The organism is Paenibacillus aceti, assembly GCF_003614185.1.
GTDB classification, from domain to species: Bacteria; Bacillota; Bacilli; order Paenibacillales; family Paenibacillaceae; genus Fontibacillus; species Fontibacillus aceti.
This window is the reverse complement of the sequence record NZ_KZ987724.1, coordinates 4004237-4026846: the sequence shown is the minus strand read 5'-3', so window position 1 is coordinate 4026846 and position 22610 is coordinate 4004237. Positions and strand designations below refer to the sequence as shown.

The window sequence follows — 22610 nt, the reverse complement described above, 5'->3', positions numbered from 1 at the left end:
GACCGCTGGCGAATATTCGTCGGCGGTCCTTGCTTCATTGATGAGCAGATCGCGATTTTGAACGTGAGGAAGAAACTAGGATGCTATTGAGCTTGCAAATTCTAAGGAGGGCAGTTAGTTGGTTGGAGTAATGAAAACTATGAAATATAGATGCTATATCGTAGTGTAATGTTGTGTTTAATGGACCAAATCTTCGAATTTGATATATTCGTAGCCCAGGCTCTCAGCAACGCCCGGATTGGTGACATGTCCATCGTATACGTTAATGCCCTTCGCCACTTCAGAGAAGCGCTTGGCGCAGGCTTCAAGCCCCTGATTGGCAATCTTCACTGCGTAAGGAGTAGTGACATTCGTCAATGCGAGCGTTGAAGTGCGAGCTACCGCCCCCGGCATATTAGCCACAGCGTAATGAACTACTCCATGCTTCACATAAGTGGGCTCAGCATGTGTCGTTACACGGTCGATCGTCTCAATCGAGCCGCCCTGGTCAATCGCCACATCGATAATGACGGAGCCTTCTGTCATTTGCTGAACCATATAATCCTTCACCAGCTTCGGCGCTCTGGAGCCAGGAATCAGCACGGCACCGATGACAAGATCGGCTTTGGCTACAGCCTGTTCGATATGATAGGCATCGGACATGAGCGTAGCAACTTTCCTCTCGAAGATATCGTCGAGATATCTCAGTCGGTTAGCATTGAGATCCAGAATGGTGACATGCGCCCCCATCCCGAGCGCTACCTTAGCAGCATTCGTACCGACGACTCCGCCGCCGATGATAACCACTTCCGCCTGCTGTACGCCGGGAACGCCGCCGAGCAGCACGCCTTTGCCGCCGTAAGGCTTCTCGAGGAACTGCGCTCCGATCTGCACCGCCATTCGCCCAGCCACTTCACTCATGGGGGTCAGCAGCGGCAGCGTACCATCGTTCAGCTGCACCGTTTCATACGCGACAGCGTGAACCTTCTTGGCTAGCAGCACCTTGGTTAACTCAGGTTCGGGAGCCAAGTGCAGATAAGTGAACAGAATCAAGCCTTCTCTGAAGAATTCGAATTCCTCGGGGAGCGGTTCTTTTACCTTCATGATCATATCTGCGAAGCCCCATACTTCCGCAGCACTATCCATGATGACGGCGCCGCTGCTTCTGTATTCCTCATCGTTGAATCCGCTTCCAATTCCGGCAGATCTCTCTACTGCCACCTCATGTCCGGCACCTACAAGCGTCTTTACACCAGCAGGTGTAATGCCAACCCGATTCTCGTTGTTCTTGATCTCTTTGGGAATTCCAACACGCATATTCAATACATCCTTCCCGATAAAATAAACTTTCACTATCAATTTATTACGATTTTATGAACGTTTCAAATACTTGCTTTCCCTCGTTAAACCATGACACCATTACAATGAAAGAGAAGAAATGGAAATCACTCCATACCAAAAACACCCCTGGAACCGCTTCCCAAAGCGGCTCAGAGGTGTTATAGACAGGAGCGCAGTGTCCCCTATTTTGTTGTGAGTGATCGTAAAATTTCCTATCCATTCATCACACTACCGCCATTCGCTCCCAATACCTGTCCGGTGAACATGCTCGCATCATCAGAGGCGAGGAACAACACGGACTTGGCGATCTCTTGGGGAAATGCCAGCCGTCCCAGCAAATAACGGGAATTGCTATGGCTCTCCTCCAGCGAGGATCGGACATCTGTGAATGTCCCGCCGGGCGCTACAGCATTGACCAGGATATAGGGAGCCAGCTCGCGGGCCAAAGATTTGGTCAGAGCAGTTACTCCGCCTTTGGCCGCAGCGTAATGGGATAGCTCCGCTGCCCCCTGGCTGGCCAGATCGGAGGTGACGTTGATGATCTTGCCCGATTTGAGCGGCAGCATCCGCCGGGCCGCTTCACGTGACGTGTAGAAGGCGCCGTATAGATGGATGCGGATCATTTGATCCCACTCCTCGTCGGTCATTTCGGTGATCTTGGCGGTCTTGGCGATGCCGGCATTGTTCACCAGAATATCGATCTGGCCGAATAAACGGTCAAGCTCCTTGAACATTTGCTCTACCTGCTGCCGATCGCTGACATCGCCATGGAATATCTCTGCCTGGACACCATAGGCTTCCGCCTGATGCTTGACCTCAATCGCTTCTTTATCATCACCGTAATAGTTGATCAGGACGTGGATGCCGGCCTTGGCAAATTCAAGCGCGATCGCCTTTCCAATTCCCCGGCTGGCCCCTGTGATGAGGGCAACCTTATTATGAGACTGTTTACTGCTCATGCTGAAGATCTCCTTTACCATTTTGTATATGTATCTTAAGAACTAATACTAATGTACCAAATATGATAAAAAATTTCTTTAATTTTTTTAGAATTAAGATTTTGTCATCCCTTTTAACTTTGTTGTGATCCTTTTTTGCGTGTAGGTAATATAATAAAGGTAATAAAAGTTGTATTTTCTTTTGAACTGGAAAAAGGGTGGGATGAGAACATGAAGAAGTTAACATTATTACTGATTCCTCTGCTGCTGATTGTGGTGATGTCGTCCTCGATGGCATCGAATTCCGAGGCTGCAGAGCCCGCATATAGACCGTATACTGCCAAGCCTGGCATCCAGTCTGAGACAGTCTACATCCATGAGCTCCGCGCGGACGGAAATGGCGTTCAGGCCGTAGTGGACCCGATTGATTGGTATGAAGGGGAAGCTGCGAAAGAGGCTTTTGCGAAATACGAGCCGGACGCTGGGATCGACGGGCCATTGGATGATTATTATATCGTAAATGATGATGAGACTCTGGTGACTTATCCTGTTGCTGCTCACGCAGAGGTGCTGATGCAAATTTATGATCGTAACGGGATCGATAGCGATATATCCTGGAATGAGCCGATCAGCCTCGACAAATTGATAACCAAGTTCGGGCAACGTGACATCATCGATCTTAGCAACTTCCCGTATCATATTACGATTGAGGATGGACAGATCACTTCGATCGTTCAGCAATATATTCCTTAAGATCAAGGTTCTATAAATGGAAGAAGACCGCAAGCTTGCGGTCTTCTTTTATTGCTCAGGGACTTAAGTCTCGGCCTTGGATCATGACAAGTTTCCATTAGAGGGTAGACCTTACCCTGGAATGAAAGGAATAGAGGATGATTTCGCAGGAAATGGTATCTATATCGATGTGGAAGGTGTAATATGGAAAATAGATGGACTAGTTCTTTTTAACTATTTTTTTGGGAGAGCGTGGATTGAATGATGAGCAGAGTGCATGATGTTCATTCCAAAAATGAAGTATTGTTAAAAATATTATGCGGCTTCTATCTTATATCCTTGGGGGTCCATTTCATAGCGAGGGGAGATATCTCCGCTTTGCCCTTGCCCGTGAGTGTCGCCTTGGGTAGCGTGCTGCTTCTGATTGTGCTGGGACGACGCTATCCCGTGCTCACCATGATTTCCATGGTATGCTCCCCCTATGTTTTCATCCTAGCCTTATCCGCCGCTTATTTGAGTCCGTACAGCTTCATTCTGCTTAGTATCGCTCTCTTGGTGAGCTTGATCTATCTCGATATCCGCATTGTATTATTCTCAAGCCTTCTGTATCTAAGCACCGCGATTTATTGGTTCGCTGTCTTGCGCCGGGCGGGGATGGCTGCGGGCTCGGAGCACAATAATATGATTTACGTAGCGATGTTCGTCCTGTATGTGGTGGTCTTCTCCTGGGTGCTGATCCATTTCATAAAGGGCCGATGGAGCAAATCCGAGCGCGGACTTACGAGCATCAATCATATTCTGGAGAGCATCGATATCACCGCCTGGGTCTATGACCTCGGTTCCTCTCAGCTTATTCTGTCGCCAGGGATTAGACGGTTGACAGGACTGCCAGCGGAGGCGCTTACCGACTTCCGGACCCTGCTCAAGCTGGTTGATCCGGCGGATATACCGCTAGTCCAGCACTCGCAGAAGGAGATGATTATGCGGAGAAAAGAGGTCCTCTTGGAATGCCGACTGCGCCATATCGATGGGGAAATTTACTGGGTTCAGGTTCGTGGCACGCCGCAATTGAATGAGCTCGGTCATCTTGTCCAGCTCGAAGGGGTGATCATTGATATTACGGATAGCAAAGAGCGTGAAGAGTGCATGGAGTACCTGGCCTATCATGATGATTTGACGGGACTACCCAATCGCGCTTTTTTTCATATGAGGCTCCAGCAATATATCAATGAAAGCGTCGGAAGTATAGCGTTAATGTTCATCGATCTGGACAATTTCAAGAGCATCAACGATACATATGGACATTATGCGGGAGATCGGCTGCTGCAGGAGATCGCCAGGCGGTTATCCCGGCAAATCCGCGAGAGTGACCTGATCTGTCGACTCGGAGGGGATGAGTTCCTGATTCTGCTGGTGAATAGCGATGAGAATCTGGCCAGGAAGGTCGCCGAGCGGATTAATGCCAGCCTGTCCGAGCCATTCCATTGCAACGAGCATCAGCTGCATGCGTCAGCCAGCATCGGTATCCACTACTCTCCAGACGGATGTGGAGATTTGGAGCAGATGATCAGCAAGGCGGATGAAGCGATGTATGAAGCGAAGCGAAAAGGGCGCTGCAGATATTCAGTCGATCAATCCCCTATATGAAGCTAGAGACAATTCAAGCCTCTTCCACCAGAGATATGGTGAGAGAGGCTTGTTTCCGTTTAAAAAACTTCATGAAGCTATGGATCCGAGCTTCCGGATGGCCTTTGTCCGAACTTCAGCCAATCCCGGCCGGAGCGAAGGATGTCCTTGAATACCGGCTTCCTGACTACATAATAAGGCTTCAGGGCTCCGCCCCAGCCCGCCTTTGACTCTGATATGGACGCGATATTCGCGCCGCAGAAATCAAAGGACTTGATCCCTTGGGAAGCGAGATCCTCGAGTTCCAGGAGCTGTAATTGCTGGACAACGCCGTTGGACAGATGAGCTGTCTTCGTGCCGGCTACCCAGCCGATAGCCCGGTCGGCATCCAAGAGCAGGGTCACGTTCGCGCTGACCGGCTCGCCGCTCTCCGAGTAACAGATATAGCAGCGGAACCTGTCCTCGCCCAAAATCTCTCTTGCCAGCTCCAGGTCGGCTACCGAGATCTGATGGTTGAAGCCCTTTCTTTTCTCCGTCTCAATCAGGCATTGATACACATGCTCCATATTGTCCGTCGGCTGGGAATGATAGCCGTTGGCATGGGCCTTCTTGATCTTATTGCGGATCGCTTTGTCGGCCAGGTTGATCGAGTAAGGGAGACTTAGAATATAGGTATAGCGGATCTCCGCTAGGAACCCTCTCCAGGTGAAGGGTCTAATATCGGTAATATCCGGTGGTAGAGTGATGGATACGTGACCCCTTAGCTTCGTTAAATGATCGATCATTAACTCGGCGACCTCATGCCACTGTTTGTTCGTCCTGTATAGCTTGCTCGTCGGTGTCGAATGGAATAGGACAGGATGGTAAGGATTCTGAGGTGGAAAATAAAAACGACCATGCTTGCTGAATAGCATACAGTCACAGTAAAGGTCCTCGGATTTGGGAGGCTGGAATCGGAGCAACTCGGCATTGCATTTCCATTTCCGGCGGTTATACTCCGCCCATCGGATTAGCGCGGATGGTTCTATCATTCTATTAATCTACCTCTTCCTCCTGATCTGAACTGAATCGTATTCGGGCAGCTATTCCATGCCGCTCAAGGCGGTTGACGACATGGGCCGCCTCTGTCGATGAGGCATTGGATAATAAAATCTGCGGCGCCTCTGTCTCATCGAGCCCGATATAATCGTTCTCACGTAAATGTGAATCTATAATATGGAGCTCTTCAAGTTGGTTATGGGGCATATGAAGCAGTTCAAGGATCGTATAATCAGTATTGAACTTCTGTTTGGCTCGTTCGCGTGAATAGAGGACGGCCCTGAAGATTTGGGGCTTTAAAACAGGAGAACCCTCCAAATAATGCTCATTCTGGTTCATGTACAAGCTGCGGATATGTCGTGATCGGGAGGAATTTAACAGCTCATTCTCAATATGGGCTTCGTTCAGGCTAGGCTGTGTGCTGGTGGCGGCTGCCTCGCTGTGAAATACCGGAGTCGGCAGGGCCGCTGAGGAGGCAAACCACTCATAAGTTCTGCTCAGCCCTTCTTCCAGGGAGAAGCATGGCTTCCAGTCCAGCGATCTATGCAGCAAGCTATTGTCCAGCACGGATCGGAATATATCCCCGGAGCGTGTCTCGGCTCTATGAATACCTGATAGCGGATGTAATCCGGATAATACCTGGATCAGCGTGTTGACCGAGTGTTCCGTGTTGGTTGATAAATTCATTATCCCTGTCAGCGGGGACTGGCTGGCGGTGTATATCGCATCGGCTACATCTTCTACATAGATGAAGTCGCGGGTCTGTTCACCATCGCCGTAGAGAGTCAGGCTCTGACCGCCGATGATCCGCCCCATGAAGATGGATATGACGCCGCCTTCGCCGATGAGACCTTGTCGCGGGCCGTATACATTTGCGAAACGGAAGCATAGCGTGTCCAGGTGATAGAGCTCGCTCCATTTACTGCAATAATATTCTCCCAGCAGCTTGTTAATGCCATAAGTTGAGATCGGTCTGCAGGGCAGATCCTCGGTGAGGGGGATCGCTTCGGTCAGGCCGTAGACCGCTGCTGAGGAAGCGAAGATGAATTTCTTGACCTTGTGCTTGGCCGCGAGCTGGAGCATATTAGTTAACCCCAGGATATTCGATTTCGTGTCCGCATAGGGGTCCTCCATAGAAGTGACGATGTTGATCTGTGCCGCCAAATGGACGACGATATCGATAGAATGCTCAGTGAATATGGATGCGCAATGGGGGCTCTCGACATCGATAATGTATGAAGTGTGCGGAAATTCAACATGCTTCACATGGCCGGTGGAGATATTATCGATAATAATGACATCATGCCCCTCCTGATAGAATCTGGCCGCGACAAAAGAGCCGATAAAGCCATAACCTCCAGTGACAAGTACTTTCAACAGATGATTCCTCCCAAAATACTATATTTTCTGTTTTTTGTTAAAGGTCAGCCAATTGCGGCAAGCACGGTAGGTTTCCATGAAGATCGGCAGCCGGATCTGGTAGTAAGGGACAAGCTCCCCGCCCCAGCCCGACTTCGCTTCGGCGACAGAGGCTATATTGGCCCCGGCCATGTCAATGCTCTCTATACCGAGCTGGCTCAGGTCCTCGAAGGCATAATGGTGGCACTGCTGAACTACGCCGTTTTTTAAATGAGCTGTCTTGCTCCCGGCTACCCAGATAAAAGACCAGTCTTTTCCCATAATGATGACAATATGGACGCTGACGGCCTCACCTTCAGGCGAATAACAGACATAGCAGCGGAAATTGCTCTCTCCCAACAATTCCTGCAGCAGATGAAGATCCTCCAGGGTAAGATCATGTTGAAACCCTTTTCTCTCCTCGGTCGCAACCAGACAGGGGTGCACCTCACTCATATTCTGCGTTAATGCTGTTCTGTAGCCAGTTTGATTCGCTTTCTTGATTCTGCCGCGTATTTTGGGGCTGGCATCCTCCGATGAATAGGGCAGGCTGAGTTGATATGTATATCTGACACTGGCTTTGAATCCTCTCCGTAGAAAAGGACGGATGTCGGTAATGCTCGGCGGAAGAATGAAGCTTGCAGCTCCGCTATTTCTGGCGATTTCATCGACCATCTGCAAGGCCAGCTGCTGCCATTGCTCATTGATGCGGTAAGGCTTGTCCGTTGGTGTAGGGTGAAAGAGGGTAGGATGAAAAGGATTAAGCGGTGGTAAAAAGAGCTTACCCTTGTGATTGAAGAAGAACAGGCTCTCGATATAAGCTTCTGAATCAGGCCTCTGGAATTTAAGGATCTCGGCGGTGCATCGCCATTTCTCCTGATTGAATTGAGCCCATCGAGTCAGCATCTCGTTCTCCTGCAGGAAATTTCCCATACAACTCCTCCTGAATAAGTGAAGTGGCGAGGTTGACTGTAGATGTTGAGCTGAAATTTTTCTGAAATTATCTATGAACAATATAGCAAACATTAGAAAGCAAGTCATGCAATTTTTGTTCCAACTTGGTTTTTATTGTAATTATGGATTAACATTGATATATTCTAGTCATAATCAACTAGACTCCACGCGAAATCGTACTATAAAAACGAGGTTGGAGTGGATACCATTTGTCCAAAAAAGTATTGTTCTGCGCTAAAGTAGTTTCTCATTTAAGGGCGTTCCATTTGCCCTATCTGCGCTGGTTTCAGGAGCAGGGATGGGAGGTTCATGCAGCCAGCAACGGAGTGGAGCAGATTCCCTATGTGGACCAGCAGTTCGACATTCCTATTCATCGATCTCCACTTAAGCTGGATAATTGGCGGGCGTACCGGCAGTTGAAGAGCCTGATCCGCCAGCATGACTACGATATTATTCACTGCCACACCCCGATGGGGGGAGTGCTGACCCGCCTCGCGGCCAGGCAGGCGCGCCGTCGAGGAACAAGACTTCTCTATACTGCCCACGGCTTTCATTTCTTCCAGGGTGCTTCCCCATTGTACTGGCTACTCTATTACCCCGTAGAGAAATATCTATCCTGCTATACCGATTGTCTGATCACGATCAACACGGAGGATTACAACCGGGCTCTGGAGCGCCGCTTCAAGGCCCAGGCGATTGCTTACGTGCATGGTGTCGGTGTTGACTTCGATAAGTATAAGCCGGTCGGGCGGCAGGAGAGGGACAGATTGCGCGTCATGCACGGAATTGGCGCAGATGAGTTCGTCCTGATCTATGCCGCCGAGCTGTCGAGCCGCAAAAATCAGTCATACCTGTTACAGGTTGTGTCCTCGTTGAGCGCGCGAATTCCGCAGCTTCGCTTGCTTCTTGCGGGACAGGGGGAGCTTGAAGCGGATTATCGGGAGCAGGCCGAGCGGCTGGGGCTGGATAATATCGTGACCTTTCTCGGTCATCGCTCGGATATGGAGCAGATCTATGCTCTGGCGGATCTCGCCGTCTCTTCCAGCAGACAGGAGGGGCTGCCAGTTAACATTATGGAGGCGATCGCTACCGGATTACCTGTAGTAGCGACCGATGTGCGGGGCAATCGGGATTTGGTTGAGCCGGGCGTCCACGGTTTCCTGGTCGGGTTGGATGATGCGTCCATATTCGCTGAGCGTATCTGGGAGCTGTACAATCAGCCCCAACTGCGGGCGGATCTCGGTGCAAATCGGGGCCGATTGATCGAACATTATTCTGTAGACTATGTGCTTGACGAGATGATCCCGATATATACGAATACGACTAGGCAATGGGATGTAGGCAAGGTAGTGCTAAGCGAGCGGCAGGGATTGGATCTATGAGTGCAGATGTGAATTTAGATTTAATAGATTTACAGAATATGAAATAATATGTTAATATTTACGTATCCGTACGATGATTAATCCAACATATGCTAGAGAGCATACTATAATCTTGAAAGCTATGAATCTATCAAGCTCTGAATTGAATAAGAGAACTACGAAACGGCAAACCGCGTGAAAGCGCGGGACGCAAAGCTATAGGGGCTTCGTGAAGATCATCCCTCACATGCCAGCCAGTTCCCGAAGGTTCTCAGGATAAATAGAAGATCCTGTCCTGAGACGAGGGATCTTCTATTTTTTGTCCTTTGGAGTGATGATGATGGTAAATCTGTTGGTTAGAAGATTCATTTTCATAGTTTTGATGATTATAGTAGTCTGCGGACTTCTCTTTCCGTTGTCTGGCCATGTGGCGACGATCTCGGCTGCCGCTAGCAGCAAAGTATTGAATGTGAAGGATTATGGGGCCAGAGGAGATGGGAGTACCGATGATACAGCTGCTGTGCAGCAGGCACTGGATGCAGCGGCTGGCCGCGGGGGGCAGGTCTATTTTCCGGCAGGCACCTACTCTGTGAACCCGGAGAAGACGTTGACCGTTGAAGGGAATACGACGATTATCGGCGATGGGACAAGCTCGGTCATCCAGGCCAGCAAGCGTAGCTTCGGCTGGGAAATGATGCGGGCGACGGGAAGTCAGATTGAGATCCGCAATATTTCATTGGACGGGAATATGGCTGTGAACCGCGTGCTCGTTATCGGCGGGGGCAGCAGCAAGGTGAAGATTAGCAAGAGCATTGTCGCGAATGCAACGCATAACAGTAATCCGGGTAGCGATTATTATATCGGTGTCGTATCTGGAATCGTCGTGTATGGGAATACGAATCAGATCGAGATCGATGCTACAGAAGTGAAGAATATATCGGCCGTTAATCTAACCTCGGGCAGCCTGATTTCAAGAGGGATCTACGTTACAACTACCTGGGGCTCTGGTGAGAAGGCGGCAGCGCAGGTGTCGATTACTAATTCTCATATTCACCATATCGGTCCGGCGGATGATGGGGATGGCATTTACTACGAGGACTCGAATCTGGATAAGGGCCAGGGCATGAACACGAACAGCCGGATCGCAGGCAATACCTTCGACCACAATGCCAAGCGAGCTATTAAGATATATGCGCAAGGAATAACTGTGGAGAATAACCGAATCACCAACTCCTATCTGAATGACAACTTCTACAAAGGCAAGGACAAGGGCAAACCCGCTCCCGATATGTATTCCGCCATCAGCGTATACAGCTCTAACAATACGATCCGTAACAATACGATCGGCGGGGATGGAAGCTATTACGCGGCGATTGAGGTGAGCGTCTCACAGCTCGTTAGCAATGTGACCGTGGAGGGCAATCAGATCAAAATGGGCCCCAAGAGCCGGGTGGTGGGAACTACAGCCATCCGGGTGGGAAATACGAAGCAATTTACGATTTCCTCCAACACGATCGAGAACGCGGAGAAGGGGATCTGGACCTGGCATAATGCCGAGAACGGCTCGATCGCCGACAATCGCATTCAGACCACGAAGGGCGGCATCGACCTGTCCACCTATCTCGATCACTGTGTTCAGAAGGATATCGTCGTCAAGGACAATAGTGTGAAGAGTAAGTCGGACCCTATTTTATTGGCCAAGTCGAATGTAAATGTAGAGGTTGTAGAAATGTCCTCTAGTTAACGTATAGGAGCTTCGATCATGCGAGGGCTTCCCGGGCAGCAGCAGTGCTGTCAGGGAGGCTCTTTTTTGAATGCTGATAATCCCCTTAATGCACCGATATATGCCGCCGCTTAGTTGCAGAAATACACTTATTCCGGGGGAGATCCGCTTGGAATCCGAAAATAGATGCGGATATACACTTATTTTCCAAATTTAGCTCTGATCGCAGGGGAACTCATCCGAATAGTTGTAGAACTGCAGTTATATTCCCTTTTCTTCGCATAAAGGGAGCATTTAGTTGCATATAAGCACCTATATTGCTCCAGCACGATTGCACTGGCATGGCTCAAACCACTCCCCAAAGGGATAAAAGCGCAATCCTATGCCTCTTTCATAAAAATTTACAAAAATGAATGAAAAAATACTTCACACATTTTCAATTTATGTTAATATAAAAGTGCCAATAGGATGATAATTTACCTATTCGACACTATTCTTCATTATTTGACATATAATTCATGATATGGGGTGAAATTGCGTTTGGATATTTTCCATCTACTTAAATCCGTACGGAACCATATGATCGCCTTCTTAATTACGCTTCTAGTCTGTGTGGGGGGCGTTTTTTTGATGAATTCAATGGCCGAACCGCAATATCAAGCTAGCGCCAGTCTGGTAGCGACCCTGGATTCGGCGGAATCAGGGACATACAATGATTTCCTGGCCAGCCAGGCCTTGACGAAGACATACGAGAATGCGATCAAGAGCCGCTATATTGCTACGGAAGCGAAGCTGAAGCTGAACACATCGGAGACGGCGCATGGACTTCTGAAGCGGATCAGTGTCAGGACCGACCCGGGGACGCTCGTCATTAAGCTATATGCCAGACATGAGCATCCACAGCAGGCTGTAGATATCGCCAACAGCTTCGCCAATGCTTTCATCGAGAAATCGACAGTGATCGTCCCCAATGCGAATGTGATCGTACTGGATTATGCCAATATGGAGGAGGCATCGATTCCGGTAAGTCCGCGCAAGATGCTTAATCTGGCGATCGGTGGTTTTATCGGCCTCTTTGCCGGGCTGATCGTGGTTCTTTATTTAGATCATAGGAGGGGTTCTCGCAGACGTTCTCATCGTCATATAAATAGCGAAACTGAATCGATATAAACCCGAAAATAGACGAAATGATATAAGCGGAGGAGTAGGAATGATCCATTTTTCAATTGTTGGCTGCGGGCATATTGCAGGCAAGCATCTCGAGGCGATCGCCCGTACCGAAGGCGCTGCATTGGCCGCTCTATGCGATACCAACGAGGCCCGGCTGTCTGAGCTGGCCCTAACTTGGCAGGTGCCTGTTTTCACATCAATGACGGATATGCTGGAGCAGATCCCCATGATCGACGTTGTGTGCATCTGCACACCGAGCGGCTTACATGTGGATTTGGCGGTCGCAGCGGCCCATGCGGGGAAGCATCTCGTCATCGAGAAGCCGCTGGCACTGACCCTGGAAGACACGGATCAGATGATAGCCGCAGTCGCCAGGAATGAGGTCAAAGCGACAGTAGTGCATCCCAACCGCTATCGTCCGGCGATGCAGCGGTTGAAGGCTGCGCTGGATCAGGGGATCTTCGGCAAGCTCAGTCACGTTAGTGCTGCAGTGCGCTGGAACCGGGGGCAGACCTACTATGATCAGGCGGCATGGCGAGGAACGAAGGCGATGGATGGCGGGGTGCTGATGAATCAGGCTATTCACAGCCTGGATCTGCTCCTGTGGCTGTTCGGTCCGGTCACAGAGACGAAGGCGTTCGTAGATACCCGACTCAGAAATATCGAAGCGGAGGATACCGCAGTAGCTGTACTTCGCTTTGACCAAGGCCTGTTAGGGACGGTCGAAGCATGCACAACCGTGTATGAGCATAATTTAGAGGAATCATTGGCCGTGTTCGGAGAGGCTGGCTATGTCGTCATCGGCGGCAAGACGGCCAACTGGATCAAGCATTGGAAATTCGCCTCCATGACTGAGGAGGAGAGCAGACAGATAATAGCAGAGATCGATCAAGACCCATTCGGCATACCAGGGCATCAATGCATTATAGCCGACATGGTTCAAGCGTTATCGGAGCATCGGGAGCCGACGATTACATTACAGGATGGGCGAAGAGCCGTCGGGCTCGTCACCGATATCGCCAGTCAGGAAACCAAGGTGAGCAGTTAAGCTAAAGGGATGGGAGGAGCTGTATGAACGAAAGAGCGATCAAGACTCGGGAGCACAGCGCAGAATTACTGAAGAAGCTGGGAAATCAGACGGCGGTGATCGGTGTGATTGGCCTGGGCTATGTGGGACTGCCGCTCGCCGTAGAGAAAGCCAAGGCCGGATATCGCGTAATCGGCTTCGATGTTCAGGAGCAGAAGGTGGCCATGGTCAACAGTGGATTCAATTATATCGGCGATGTGATCGATGAGGATTTAAGGACGATGGTCGATAAGGGCCAACTGCGGGCGACGGATGATTATTCTTTTATATCCGAGGTGGATACCGTTGCTATATGCGTGCCTACCCCGCTGGATATATACCAGCAGCCAGATACGAGCTATGTTGAGAATTCTACGCGCGAGATCGCCAAATATCTGCATCCCGGTATGCTTGTCGTGCTGGAGAGTACGACATATCCGGGGACGACCGAGGAGCTGGTCCGGCCGATCCTGGAATCGACAGGACTGGTCTGCGGCGAGGACTTCTTCCTGGCCTACTCCCCTGAACGCATCGACCCCGGTAATCAATCCTTCAATACGAAGAATACCCCCAAGGTCGTCGGGGGAGTAACGGAAGCCTGCTCGCAGGTGGCGATGGAATTGTACCGTCATGTACTGGATGGTGAGGTGCATACCGTGTCCAGCCCAGCTGTCGCCGAAATGGAGAAAATATATGAAAATACCTTCCGCCATATCAATATCGCACTCGCCAATGAGATGGCGGTATTATGCAGTCGGATGGGCATCAATGTATGGGAAGTGATCAATGCGGCCAAGACCAAGCCCTACGGATTCATGGCCTTCTATCCCGGGCCGGGCCTGGGCGGGCACTGCATTCCAATCGATCCCTTCTATCTGACCTGGAAGGCTCGAGAATACAATTATCATACCCGCCTGATCGAGCTTGCCGGTGAGATTAACAATGCGATGCCGGAGTTTGTCGTTCAGAAGATCGCAGAGATCCTGAATCTGAACAAGAAGCCGATTAACGGGTCTACCGTGTATATTCTCGGTGTCGCCTACAAGAAGGATATCGACGATTACCGGGAATCCCCGGTGCTGAAGATGATCGAACTGCTGGAAGAGCGGGGGGCAACCGTGTGGGCCAGTGATCCTCACATTACCTCCTTCAAGTATCGCGGTCGCAACTATGAGACGGTCGAGCTGACAGAATCCCGCCTGCAGGAGGCGGATATCGCCGTGATCGCAACGGATCATACTCGCTTTGACTACGAGTTGATCGGCCGTACCTGCCATAGTCTGTTCGATACGCGCAATGTGATGATCCATCATTCTAAACCCGAAAACTACCATCTACTTTAAGTAAGAGAGTTACATTCCCCTATAAAAATAGAACCAGGAGACAAGGCGATGAGCGAATACTGGGTGCATCCAACGGCGATTGTTGACGAGGGAGCAAGGATCGGGCAAGATACGAAGATTTGGCATTTCTCACATATTTCATCCAGAACCAGCATTGGATCTGCCTGCAGCCTGGGGCAGAACGTCTATGTCGCCTCTCAGGTGACCATAGGCAACGGCGTGAAGATTCAGAACAATGTCTCTGTATACGAAGGGGTTGTGCTGGAGGATTACGTATTCTGCGGTCCGAGCATGGTATTCACGAATGTGCGCACACCGCGTTCCGCTTTTCCCCGGAATACGAGCAATGATTATCAGAAGACGGTTGTTAAATACGGCGCATCCATCGGTGCCAATGCCACCGTGGTCTGCGGCGTGACGATTGGCGAATGGGCGCTTATTGCAGCCGGTGCGGTTGTGAACAAGGATGTGCTTCCCTATTCCCTGGTCGCAGGGGTCCCGGCCCGGCAGATCGGATGGGTATGCCAGTGCGGGCTGTCCCTTGCTTTTCGTGATCAGGTGGCCGCTTGTCCGGAATGCGGACGAAAATATGAAATGATAGAAGAGACAGTAAGAATAGCGAAGGAAGTGTAGATGAGAATGGACCCTAGAGAGATAGCTGTTCCTAGAAGAATCCCTGTACTGGACATGAGCCATGAGATTCAAACCTTGAAGCCGCAGCTTATGAGTGCGATTGAAGCGGTGCTGGATCGCGGCGCCTTTATTATGGGCCAGAATGTCAAAGACTTCGAACGCGAAGCCGCGGAATACCTAGGGGTGGATTATGCCATCGCCTTGAATTCCGGCACTGATGCATTGGTGATCGCCCTGCTGGCCTGCGGGATCGGCGAGGGAGATGAGGTCATTACGACGCCGTTCACCTTCTTCGCTACGGCTGAGGCGATCAGCCGGGTGGGCGCTGTGCCTGTGTTCGTCGATGTGGACCCGGGTACGTACAATATGGACATATCCCTGCTTGAATCAGCCATAACGGAGCGGACAAAGGCGATTATTCCGGTTCATTTATTCGGCCAGTCGATCGACATGGACCCTGTCATGGAGCTTGCGAAGCAGCGGGATTTGATCGTAGTAGAAGATGTCGCGCAGGCGTTTGGCGGCGAATATAAGGGGAGCAAGGTCGGAACGATTGGCGATATGGGCTGCTTCTCTTTTTTTCCGTCCAAAAATCTTGGCACCTATGGTGATGGCGGACTGGTCGCGACGAATGATCCCGGTTTAGCGGAGCTTGCAGCGATGCTGCGTACCCATGGTTCGAAGAAGAAGTATTATAACGAGCTGATCGGCTTCAACTCCCGACTCGATGAGATTCAGGCGGCGATCCTGCGCGTGAAGCTCCCGTATATCGATATTTGGAACGAGGGCCGTCATCAGGCATCGGAGCGTTATCGACAGCTGCTGGAGGGAATCGAAGGCATCGTCCTGCCGGTAGAAGAAGACTACTCGAAGCATGTCTACCATCAATATACGATTCGCGTTCTGCACGCCAGGCGGGATGAATTACAGGCTAAGCTACTGGCGGAGGGGATCAGCACGATGATCTATTATCCGCTTCCGGTTCATCAATTGCCTGTCTATCAGTCGATGAATCTAAGTATGCCGGTCGCTGAGTCCCTGTCATCTGAGGTATTGTCTCTGCCGATTTGGCCGCAGATCGAGGTCTCCACCCAACGATATATCGCTGACAAAATCAGGGCGTCGCTGTCATAAATCAAATCTATGTGGAAATATATCAGACGCATATCTCTGGATGGATTTTTTCGTAATGTTGTTGTCTTGGCCAGCGGGACCATAATCAGTCAAATTATTATTCTAATCGCATTGCCGTTCATCACCCACCTCTACAGTCCTTCCGAGTACGGCGTGTATTCTATGTATACTTCAATCATTTCCATCATGCTTATGCTCGTGTCCTTCTCCTATGAGAATGCAATCACCCTGCCAGAAGAGGATCATATGGCCAGCAGTCTGTTAAGCCTATCCCTGCGGATTTGTGTCGCGGTAAGCGTCGTGGGCGGAGTGGGCGTGTACTTCCTCGCTCACCCATTGTCTGTATGGACCAAGGAAGCGGATATCGGAGGGTATTTTATTTATTTTATCATCAGCCTGCTCTGTGCCGGTTTCTATCAAATTCTCAATGGCTGGTCCGTCCGCAAAAAATATTTCAGACAACTTTCGCGCACCAAATATACGCAGAGTATTACCCTGGTCTCTTCACAGCTGGCGTTGGCCCGTCTGCTGCCGGGGCCCTCGGGTCTCATTATCGGCGATGTGCTGGGTCGATTGGGCGGACTGATCCCGCAGTGGAGATTATGGCGCCGGGATGTTAAACATCAGGAGATTCACGTTAGCTGGGAAGATCTCAGGGAGAGCGCCTACCGCTATCGGCGGTTCCCTCAATTGTCCCTGGCATCTAATATGCTGAATAGTCTCGGCATCTATCTGCCGACGATTCTGCTAGCCGTCTTCTATGGTCCGCAGGTCGCCGGATGGTTCGCTCTCAGTCAGCGTATCCTCGGTTCGCCGATGACCTTGATTACCACATCGGTGACGAAGGTGTATCTGTCGGAATCGTCCGAGTACATGTTGCATGCCAGACATAAGCTGTATCCGTTGTTTATCAAAACGGTGCGGAATATTTTTCTGGTTGGTCTAGCGATTATATTCGTCATGGTCATTCTGCTCCCTTCGATGTTCTCTACGCTATTCGGTGCGGAATGGGCCAACGCAGGGAATTATGTCCGGCTGCTTGGCATTATGTATCTGAGTCAGTTCGTGGCGAATTCCGTAGGCTCGACCATCGATGTGATGGAGAGGCAGGATCTACATCTATACCGGGAGATTGCCCGGGTCTTGATCGTGCTGGGGGCTTTGCTCTTATCCTATTATACGGGGCAGAGTGCGAGCACCAGCATATTGGTGTACGGCCTCGCCTCTACTATCGGCTATTTAATCCATCTAGGGCTGTCCTGGGCCGCCGTGCAGAAATACCGTTATTACGCCGCTGAACAGGAAGTGGAACAGGGAGGTTAAGAGATGCTTAGGATCAGTTGCCCATTAACCAGACCTGCAGAACGGGAGTACATTTGCAGAGTGCTGCTCGAAGAATTTCTGGGCATCCACTATTTGATTGAATTCAAGGATCGCAATGATATAGAGATCACCTTGTCCGGGGGAAGCGAGCATCGGCTTGTGCTGGCTGATGTGCTGCTGTCCAAGAGTGAAGCAGAATGGCTTAAGCCTGCCTCCCTTCCGGCAAGGCCGTTATCCAGGCTGGAAGTGGAGGGCATGGAGACCCGCCTGCCTGTCATTTATGGGCATGGTGAGCCTCCGCTGGAGCAGCTGCGGCTGGAGCAGCCGATCATCCATTGCAGCCTGGATTTGTTCGGCAGTTGCTTCTTCATGCTGACCCGATACGAGGAAGTGGTCAGTCAGGAGCGTGACCATCATGATCGCTTCCCCTCCGTGCAATCTCTGGCCTATCAGGAGGGCTTCCTCGATGAACCGATCGTGAACCGATACACCGAATTGCTGTGGAGGATGCTGGAGTCGCTGTGGCCGGAGCTGGACAGGAAGCCGCGCGCGAGCCGCAAGCTGATCAGCCATGATGTCGATTACCCGTTCTTCGCCATGCGGCGCAGCAATCTCAGCATCGCCAAGGAGAGCCTTGGCGATGTGCTCAAACGGCGACAGTTAGAAGCTGCGGTACGCAAAGCGAGAATGATCGGCTCAAGGGTGGCGACGCTGGAGCGAGACCCGTTCAACACATTCGACTGGATCATGGGGCTTAGTGAACAAGCGGGACTGCGCAGCAGCTTCTACTTTATTACGGAGCAGACGGAGCCCGGAGTCGACGGGAACTATGCGATGGATGATCTCGAGATTCATGACCTGATGATCCAGATTCATGAACGCGGTCATGAGATCGGCCTGCATCCCAGCTATCGTACGTATCTGTCTCCCCAGCAGATCAGACGGGAGTTCCATCTGCTGCGACAGCAGGCTGAACTGGCCGGAATTCATCAGGAGCAGTGGGGAGGACGCCAGCATTTCCTGAGATGGCAGGCTCCGGATACATGGCAGGGCTGGGAGGATGCCGGTCTGCAGTATGATAGCACCTTGGGATGCGCGGACCGACCGGGCTTTCGCTGCGGCACCTGCTATGAATACCCGGTATTTAATCTGCGTACCGGGCAATCGCTTAAGCTCCGCGAGCGTCCGCTGATTGTGATGGAGCTGACGGTGCTTGAGACTCCGCATATAACCGAGGAAGAGGCCTTCGCTACGATAGGCCGTTACTATCGGGAATGCGTTAAATATGCAGGAGATTTCACGCTGCTATGGCATAATAGTCGCTTGGTGCGCACGTTAGACCGCAAGGTATACCAACGTTGTATTGAAGAGCTGAAATAACGGGACTAGGAAGGAAACAAGATGAAGATCGCCTATCTGATTCATTGGAATGAAGGGCCGAGCAGCGGTGTGTTCAAGAAGGTGCTCAGCCAGGTCACCGCATGGTCCGAGCTTGGTCATGAGGTGAGCCTGTTCTTGTATACACACCATTGGGAGCCGGATTGGAACAGGGAGTTTAAGAGTATCCCCTTGCAGGTGCAGTCCTATCGGGGAGGCCTGCGGCGATTTACAGACTTTCGCCGACTGCTGGCCGAGGTAAGACGATGGGAGCCGGATGTGCTGTACCATCGGTATGATTTGTATTACCCTGGCCTGCCCGCCTTGCTGAGGCAAATTCCTTCGGTGCTTGAAGTGAATACGAATGATCTGCCAGAGATGCGGGCTGGTGGCAAATTCCGATACGGGTATCACCGTTTGACCCGGTCTGCCGTGCTTAAGGCGGCTTCCGGCTTCGTGTTCGTGAGCGCCGAGATGGCGGATGAAGCCCATTTCAGCAAGTATGTCCGCGATAAGATCATCATCGGGAACGGGGTGGATCTGTCCGGTGTTGAGCCGTCTCCGGTCGAGAAGAGAGAGGGGATCCGGGTTATTTTCATAGGTACGCATGGTCAGTCCTGGCATGGGGTTGATGAGATCGCCAAGCTGGCTGCGGCCCGGCCCGATTGGCATTTCGATCTTGTCGGCATTTACGCCTCCCATCTGGACGGTCCAGCTCCTGACAATATGGTCTTTCATGGGAATCTGATGCGCAGTGAATATGAGCCATTGATGCGCCAGGCGGATGTCGCCATCGGGACACTGGCCTTATACCGGAAGCAGATGGGGGAAGCTTCTCCGCTTAAGGTAAGGGAGTATCTGGCTTATGGTCTGCCTGTGGTGATCGGCTACAAGGATACCGATTTCCCCGAGCCGGTTCCCTTCATCCTTCAACTGCGGAACGAGCCGGATAGCATCGCAGCTGTCAGGGAGGAAATCGAGGCTTTCGTTGCAGCCTGGCGCGGCTCCCGGGTAGAACGGGCCCAGATCAGTCATCTGGATACTGCGGTTAAAGAGGCCGAGCGGGTGCGCTACATGGAGCGGATGGTTCGGGAAGGCGGCCGGAGATGAGTCTGCATTTGGTGCTGCTATTGATACTGTTCGCAGTTGCAGGCTTGTTCCTGCTTCAATACATGCTGAGCTCCAACGTGAAGTTTGACGCCGCTTATATTATCGGGTTCGGCCTTTATTTTGACATGTTCGGATACTTCTATAAATTAGCGGTGCCCGGTAATGCTCTATTCCTGCTGCTCGCTGTTCCCTTCGTGCCAGCGGTGATCGCCTGGTTCAGCAAAGGAAGAGAGGCGCAGGTGCTGCTTAAGGATCAGGGCGTGTGGCTATGGGGGCTATGGTTCCTCTATGGTCTAACCAGCATGATGTGGACGGAGCCAGGATCGGCGGGGCTGAACAAGCTTGTCATATTGGCTATCCGCGCCGTGATTCCCGGTCTATATGCCTATATTGTCTACAAAAAATACCGCAGGTTCTCCTGGACGGTGTTGGCGCTGTTCGGCTTGGCCTTTGCGCTGGCGCATCTCCTATTCGGTGAATATTCGGAGCTGTATCCGGGCAGATTGTCGCTGCCAAACAGCAACCCGATCTTCAATGCGCGACTGTCGCTGATTACGATCACCGTCTGCCTTTGGGGCAGCAGGATTCCTTGGCCGCTTAGGATCATTACGATAGCCGCTGCCACCGCATCTGCATTCGCTACGCAATCCCGCGGTCCGGTCGCTGCCTTCGTGCTCGCCAACGGCCTCGCGCTCGCCTTCGTCCTGTTCAGGAAATATAGACGCGGTGAGATTAAACACTTGCATTTGCAGAGATATGTGATTGGCTTTTTTATCGCGATAGGTATCGGTGGGATTGTGGCCGCCCAATATTCGGCAGAGCTGGGGGCATGGATTAGCAGCAGCCGGTTTACGATATTTTTTGACCGCAGCCAGCTGACGGGGGATGACAATTATATCGGCCGACTCGATTTGCAGTCCAAGTCGCTAGAACGATGGAATGACCATCCTTTCCTCGGTGCAGGCTTGGGGAGCGTGACGCCGCCGTTAGCCCGGGATTTTCCTCATAATCTCGTGCTGGAGATTGCCAGTGAGCTGGGGATTATCGGCTTCGGACTGTGGTTCCTGGCCTATATTTTCTCTCTCATAAGGGCTCGCTTCTTGATCGCTCTAGCTGTATTGCTCATTCAAACGCTGGGAACAGCGCTGTTAAGCGGGGATATGGGCTTCAACTTCGAGTATCTGCTGCTTGCCTTCTTAGCATGCGCACTCGCCCCGGAACAAGATAAGGAGGTCAGAGAGGAGCATGCTCAAAATTCTGTTCATTCTCACCGGGCTTAATTACGCCGGAGCCGAGAATCAGGTGGTCCAGCTGTGCAGAGGCTTCCGGTCCAGGGGACATCAGGCTCTGGTTGTCAGCATGGTCGAGCCGGAGGCTTATCTGGAGGAGCTAGGTGAATTGGGGGTGGAGGTTCGTTCGCTTGGAATGGCGAAGGGTGTGCCCGATCCGCGGGGCATACTTCGGTTGCGGCAGATCATTAAGGAATTCGGGCCTGATGTCGTGCATAGTCACTTGGTTCATGCCAATATTTTGGCCCGAATTACGAGGCTGTTCGTGAAGATGCCGGTACTGATCTGTACCGCTCACAATGTAAATGAAGGGGGTAAATTACGAGAATGGCTCTATCGTATGACTGATCCGCTCTGTGAGCTGACGACCAATGTCAGTGAGGAAGCGGTCAGACAATACGTTGAGCGTAAAGTGGTTCCGAGACATAAGATCAAATTTATGCCCAATGGGATTACGCTGGGGAGTTTCGGACAGGGGCGCGACAAGGAGTGGTTAGCCGATGAATTAGGGATAGCTGCTGATTCATTCGTATGGCTGGCGGTCGGCCGGCTTGTGCCGGAGAAAGACTATCCGAATCTGTTCGCGGCGTTCACAGCGGTGTTGAAGCAATATCCTGGTAGCGTACTGCTGGTAGCAGGTACGGGTCCGGAGCGGCCTGCGTTGGAGAAGCAATGCCGTGAGCTTGGAATAGAGGATCAAGTGAAACTTCTCGGTCTGCGCAAGGACATTCCGGCGCTGATGCGCTTCGCGGATGCCTATGTGATGTCCTCGCAATGGGAGGGCTTCCCGATGGTGCTGCTGGAGGCTTCGGCCAGCGGCCTGCCGATGGTCGTGACCGATGTCGGAGGCAATCGGGAAGCTGTGCTGGATGGCGTATCAGGTCTGCTGGTTCCGCCAGAGGATAGCCAGCAGTTAAGCGACCGGATGCTGGAAATGATGTCATTATCCACTGTAGAGCTTGCAGCTATGGGTGAACAGGCTCGTAAGCATGTGAGTGAACGCTTCGATATGGAGGTTATTGTGACACAGTGGACTCGAATATACGAACTAAAGGGAATATCGCCGGGGGTATGA

19 protein-coding genes and 1 riboswitch are annotated in these 22610 nt (G+C 51.3%); of the genes, 14 read left to right on the top strand and 5 right to left on the bottom strand.

Annotated features, from left to right (window positions below):
* Positions 1-177: 177 nt before the first annotated feature.
* Together ald and BFJ94_RS18060 are read right to left on the bottom strand one after the other, a co-directional pair.
* Positions 178-1296: an alanine dehydrogenase gene (ald, locus tag BFJ94_RS18070; protein ID WP_120463909.1), complete on the bottom strand. Its 1119-nt coding sequence runs from the start codon at positions 1294-1296 to the stop codon at positions 178-180.
* Between the two features lie 236 nt (positions 1297-1532).
* Complete coding sequence (locus BFJ94_RS18060) at positions 1533-2279, bottom strand: SDR family NAD(P)-dependent oxidoreductase (RefSeq protein WP_120463907.1); 747 nt, start codon at positions 2277-2279, stop codon at positions 1533-1535.
* A gap of 210 nt (positions 2280-2489) precedes the next feature.
* Between BFJ94_RS18060 and BFJ94_RS18050 the strand changes: the two genes are divergently transcribed.
* A complete protein-coding gene (locus BFJ94_RS18050; protein ID WP_120463905.1) occupies positions 2490-3011 on the top strand; it encodes a hypothetical protein in 522 nt (173 codons plus the stop codon).
* 240 nt (positions 3012-3251) lie between these two features.
* A complete protein-coding gene (locus BFJ94_RS18045) occupies positions 3252-4637 on the top strand; it encodes a sensor domain-containing diguanylate cyclase (RefSeq protein ID WP_120463904.1) in 1386 nt (461 codons plus the stop codon).
* A 77-nt stretch (positions 4638-4714) separates the two neighbouring features.
* Here the strand turns inward: BFJ94_RS18045 and BFJ94_RS18040 are convergent, their stop codons facing one another.
* Genes BFJ94_RS18040 through BFJ94_RS18030 form a run of 3 tightly spaced genes read right to left on the bottom strand, consistent with a single transcriptional unit; the run spans position 4715 to position 7985 of the window.
* Positions 4715-5647 carry a GNAT family N-acetyltransferase gene (locus tag BFJ94_RS18040; protein ID WP_120463903.1) on the bottom strand — a complete coding sequence of 311 codons (933 nt, stop codon included), beginning with the start codon at positions 5645-5647 and terminating at the stop codon, positions 4715-4717.
* 4 nt (positions 5648-5651) lie between these two features.
* Entirely contained in the window at positions 5652-7031 is a 1380-nt protein-coding gene (locus BFJ94_RS18035; RefSeq protein WP_120463902.1) for an NAD-dependent epimerase/dehydratase family protein, read from the bottom strand.
* Between the two features lie 21 nt (positions 7032-7052).
* Positions 7053-7985 (bottom strand): GNAT family N-acetyltransferase, encoded by a 933-nt coding sequence (locus BFJ94_RS18030; protein ID WP_162944327.1) that lies wholly within the window; start codon positions 7983-7985, stop codon positions 7053-7055.
* 230 nt (positions 7986-8215) lie between these two features.
* Here BFJ94_RS18030 and BFJ94_RS18025 point away from each other — a divergent pair, with 230 nt between their 5' ends.
* The 12 genes from BFJ94_RS18025 (at position 8216) to BFJ94_RS17970 (ending at position 22610) form a co-directional block, all read left to right on the top strand.
* Positions 8216-9388 (top strand): glycosyltransferase family 4 protein, encoded by a 1173-nt coding sequence (locus BFJ94_RS18025; RefSeq protein WP_120463900.1) that lies wholly within the window; start codon positions 8216-8218, stop codon positions 9386-9388.
* A gap of 154 nt (positions 9389-9542) precedes the next feature.
* Positions 9543-9633, top strand: a riboswitch (cyclic di-GMP riboswitch).
* 68 nt (positions 9634-9701) lie between these two features.
* Positions 9702-11111: a glycosyl hydrolase family 28-related protein gene (locus BFJ94_RS18020; protein WP_162944326.1), complete on the top strand. Its 1410-nt coding sequence runs from the start codon at positions 9702-9704 to the stop codon at positions 11109-11111.
* Positions 11112-11618: 507 nt separating this feature from the next.
* Complete coding sequence (locus tag BFJ94_RS18015) at positions 11619-12260, top strand: YveK family protein (protein WP_268238210.1); 642 nt, start codon at positions 11619-11621, stop codon at positions 12258-12260.
* 40 nt (positions 12261-12300) lie between these two features.
* Positions 12301-13308, top strand: a complete 1008-nt coding sequence (locus tag BFJ94_RS18010) for a Gfo/Idh/MocA family protein (protein WP_120463897.1) — start codon at positions 12301-12303, stop codon at positions 13306-13308.
* A 23-nt stretch (positions 13309-13331) separates the two neighbouring features.
* Positions 13332-14669: a nucleotide sugar dehydrogenase gene (locus tag BFJ94_RS18005; RefSeq protein WP_120463896.1), complete on the top strand. Its 1338-nt coding sequence runs from the start codon at positions 13332-13334 to the stop codon at positions 14667-14669.
* A 48-nt stretch (positions 14670-14717) separates the two neighbouring features.
* Positions 14718-15302, top strand: coding sequence for an acyltransferase (locus tag BFJ94_RS18000; protein ID WP_120463895.1), 585 nt, complete (start codon positions 14718-14720; stop codon positions 15300-15302).
* A 6-nt stretch (positions 15303-15308) separates the two neighbouring features.
* On the top strand, positions 15309-16436 hold the full coding sequence (locus BFJ94_RS17995) for a DegT/DnrJ/EryC1/StrS family aminotransferase (protein ID WP_120465296.1): 1128 nt from the start codon (positions 15309-15311) through the stop codon (positions 16434-16436).
* Positions 16437-16445: 9 nt separating this feature from the next.
* Entirely contained in the window at positions 16446-17759 is a 1314-nt protein-coding gene (locus BFJ94_RS17990) for a lipopolysaccharide biosynthesis protein (protein ID WP_120463894.1), read from the top strand.
* 3 nt (positions 17760-17762) lie between these two features.
* Positions 17763-19139 (top strand): polysaccharide deacetylase family protein, encoded by a 1377-nt coding sequence (locus BFJ94_RS17985; protein ID WP_120463893.1) that lies wholly within the window; start codon positions 17763-17765, stop codon positions 19137-19139.
* A gap of 21 nt (positions 19140-19160) precedes the next feature.
* Positions 19161-20246 (top strand): glycosyltransferase, encoded by a 1086-nt coding sequence (locus tag BFJ94_RS17980; protein ID WP_120463892.1) that lies wholly within the window; start codon positions 19161-19163, stop codon positions 20244-20246.
* Positions 20243-21526: an O-antigen ligase family protein gene (locus tag BFJ94_RS17975; RefSeq protein ID WP_120463891.1), complete on the top strand. Its 1284-nt coding sequence runs from the start codon at positions 20243-20245 to the stop codon at positions 21524-21526. The genes BFJ94_RS17980 and BFJ94_RS17975 overlap by 4 nt, the downstream gene beginning before the upstream one ends.
* Positions 21492-22610 (top strand): glycosyltransferase, encoded by a 1119-nt coding sequence (locus BFJ94_RS17970; protein ID WP_120463890.1) that lies wholly within the window; start codon positions 21492-21494, stop codon positions 22608-22610. Before BFJ94_RS17975 ends, BFJ94_RS17970 begins: the two co-directional genes overlap by 35 nt.

Coding starts and splice junctions, on each gene's coding strand:
- BFJ94_RS18010 (WP_120463897.1), top strand. CDS start 12,301: ATGATCCATTTTTCAATTGTTGGCTGCGGGCATATTGCAGGCAAGCAT.
- BFJ94_RS18060 (WP_120463907.1), bottom strand. CDS start 2,279: ATGAGCAGTAAACAGTCTCATAATAAGGTTGCCCTCATCACAGGGGCC.
- BFJ94_RS18000 (WP_120463895.1), top strand. CDS start 14,718: ATGAGCGAATACTGGGTGCATCCAACGGCGATTGTTGACGAGGGAGCA.
- BFJ94_RS17975 (WP_120463891.1), top strand. CDS start 20,243: ATGAGTCTGCATTTGGTGCTGCTATTGATACTGTTCGCAGTTGCAGGC.
- BFJ94_RS18005 (WP_120463896.1), top strand. CDS start 13,332: ATGAACGAAAGAGCGATCAAGACTCGGGAGCACAGCGCAGAATTACTG.
- BFJ94_RS18050 (WP_120463905.1), top strand. CDS start 2,490: ATGAAGAAGTTAACATTATTACTGATTCCTCTGCTGCTGATTGTGGTG.
- BFJ94_RS18040 (WP_120463903.1), bottom strand. CDS start 5,647: ATGATAGAACCATCCGCGCTAATCCGATGGGCGGAGTATAACCGCCGG.
- BFJ94_RS17990 (WP_120463894.1), top strand. CDS start 16,446: ATGTGGAAATATATCAGACGCATATCTCTGGATGGATTTTTTCGTAAT.
- BFJ94_RS17970 (WP_120463890.1), top strand. CDS start 21,492: ATGCTCAAAATTCTGTTCATTCTCACCGGGCTTAATTACGCCGGAGCC.
- BFJ94_RS18030 (WP_162944327.1), bottom strand. CDS start 7,985: ATGGGAAATTTCCTGCAGGAGAACGAGATGCTGACTCGATGGGCTCAA.
- ald (WP_120463909.1), bottom strand. CDS start 1,296: ATGCGTGTTGGAATTCCCAAAGAGATCAAGAACAACGAGAATCGGGTT.
- BFJ94_RS17995 (WP_120465296.1), top strand. CDS start 15,309: ATGGACCCTAGAGAGATAGCTGTTCCTAGAAGAATCCCTGTACTGGAC.
- BFJ94_RS18045 (WP_120463904.1), top strand. CDS start 3,252: ATGATGAGCAGAGTGCATGATGTTCATTCCAAAAATGAAGTATTGTTA.
- BFJ94_RS17985 (WP_120463893.1), top strand. CDS start 17,763: ATGCTTAGGATCAGTTGCCCATTAACCAGACCTGCAGAACGGGAGTAC.
- BFJ94_RS18020 (WP_162944326.1), top strand. CDS start 9,702: ATGATGATGGTAAATCTGTTGGTTAGAAGATTCATTTTCATAGTTTTG.
- BFJ94_RS17980 (WP_120463892.1), top strand. CDS start 19,161: ATGAAGATCGCCTATCTGATTCATTGGAATGAAGGGCCGAGCAGCGGT.